Here is a 2,161-nt window from a genome sequence, read left to right on the forward strand (position 1 = left end):
TCAGGGGTGAACTCCCGGGACTCCGTATCGAGAATGCAAAGGGTGCCCAAGTTGAAGCCGTCGCGGGTCCGCAGCGGAACGCCGGCATAGAACTTCAGGCCGAACTCGCCGGCAACCAGTGGATTGCTCAACGCCCGCGGGTCGGTCTCGGTGTCCTCGATGACCCACGGGTCGTTTTGAAGGATGGCCGACGCGCACAGTCCCGGGTCCCGGTCGAGCTGCTCCACGTCGGTCCCATAGTGGGACTTGAACCAGATCCGGTCATGGTCCACCACGCTGACGATCGCCGTCGGTACGGAGAAGATCCGCGCGGCAAGGGAAGTGACACGGTCGAACGCGCCATCCGGTGGCGTGTCGAGAATGTTGTAGCGGCGGACCGCCGCCAGCCGCTGCTCCTCGTTCTCAGGAAGCAAGGAGCCGCCTAGCTTGCGCCGTGAACGGCCCGCGAAGGTCTGCTCGTACAACGCCTTTGAGACCTCACGGGCGGAGGGCCTCTCGGCCGGATCCGTGGAGGTCATGGCGGTCAACAGGGCCGACCATTGCGGATCCAGGCCCGCCGGAATCTCAGGATTCCGGAAAAGCCTGACGACGGCGCTCTCCACCGCCGGACCGGGAAATTCCAGTTTGCCCGTGATGCACTGAAGCAGCACGAGACCCAGTGAATAGATGTCGCTCGCGGGTTGGAGCGGCTCACCCTTGACCTGCTCGGGACTCATGTATGCGACGGTCCCCGTCAGGGCGCTGGCGTCGTCGCCCTTGGTACCTGCCAGGGCGGCAATCCCGAAGTCGGCCAGCTTGGCACGCAGGCGGGCGTCCTTGGTGCCATAGTCGAAGAGCATCACGTTGGCCGGCTTGATATCCCGGTGCACCACTGACTGGCTGTGGATGTAGTCCAGCCCCTCGGCAAGGTCGCAGCCGATCTGCGCCGTATGGCGCAACTGCAGGGTGCCCTTGGACAGGCGGTGCCGTAGATCGAAGCCACGCACGAGTTCCATGACCAGGTACACGCGGGGTGCTTTCGGGTCGCTCAGATCAGAGCCGGCGTCGAGCAGTCCTACCAGGCTGTGATGGTTCAGCCGCGCCAGTACCTTGACCTCGTCATCGTTGCGCTTCTGTTGATCCTCGTTGAGCACGTCGGTAGGGAGGATCTTGATCGCCACGTCGCGGCCGAGAAACTCATCCCGGGCACGGTGAACAGTGCCTTTCGCTCCGGACCCGATTCGTTCGAGCAGCCGGTAGCGTCCGCCGAAGAGAACCTCGGGTGTGCTGTTCGCGCCCACCTCGACCATAATCTTCCCTTCCTGGAGGCCTCCTGACTGACCGACGGATGGGGTGCGCGGTGCTACGGGGCCATGAATATTCTACCGGGGAAGCGTCGCTGGTGGGGCCGGACTCAGCTCGGGAACTGCAGCTCGCCGTCCTTGTAGACCTCCCCGATCATCGACCGAAGCCGCGGAAGTTGCTCAGCTGATTCCAGCGTGCCGTTCAGGACCACGGCGTCGGCGAGGTAGTCCGGTGCAAGCCTGCCCACCGAGTGCTCGGGGGTGATGAGTTCGCCGGCAACGGAGGTGGTGGCAGCCAGTACCTGGTCCAGACTCATGCCCGCGTCCGCCATCAGGGAGAGTTCGCCGAGGTTCTCGCCATGCGCGCCCACTCCGGAATCGGTGCCCATCGCAATCCGGACGCCGGCTTCGACGGCCCGTGCCACGGATCGGTGATGGTCCTCGGCAACACGGCGAGCCTTGTCGATCACCTGCGGCGGCAGGCCGCTGGTCCCGGTTTCGCCCTTGCGGATGACCGCCTGTGGCGCGGACAGCGTCGGCACCAGGTAGGCGTTGGTGTCGAGGAACAGCTGAATTGCGTCGTCGTCGAGGTAGATGCCGTGCTCGATGGTTCGCACTCCGGCACGCAAAGCATTGATGACACCCGCTGTGCCCTGGGCGTGGGACATGACGTACTTGCCCTGCAGCTCTGCTTCTTCAACGATGACCGCAATTTCGGCAGCGGTGAACTGCGAGTGCCGCGGATCGGTGGTGGGGGAGAGCACACCGCCGGTCGAACAGATCTTGATCTGGTCGGCGCCGGCGCGCAGCAGCTGCCGGGTGACCTTGCGGACTTCCTCGACGCCGTCGGCGATTCCGCTCGGCCGGCCGGGATGCGG

2 protein-coding genes are annotated in these 2,161 nt (G+C 64.9%); both read right to left on the bottom strand.

Annotation, left to right across the window (positions count from 1 at the left end):
- A partial coding sequence (locus tag RIF85_RS15785; protein WP_309072847.1) for a GAF domain-containing serine/threonine-protein kinase occupies window positions 1-1,289 on the bottom strand: 1,289 nt, incomplete at its 3' end.
- A 104-nt stretch (window positions 1,290-1,393) separates the two neighbouring features.
- On the bottom strand, window positions 1,394-2,161 hold a 768-nt coding region (locus RIF85_RS15790; RefSeq protein WP_309072848.1), incomplete at its 5' end, for an amidohydrolase family protein.

This window comes from Arthrobacter sp. (assembly GCF_031179385.1).
Lineage (GTDB): Bacteria > Actinomycetota > Actinomycetes > Actinomycetales > Micrococcaceae > Arthrobacter_D.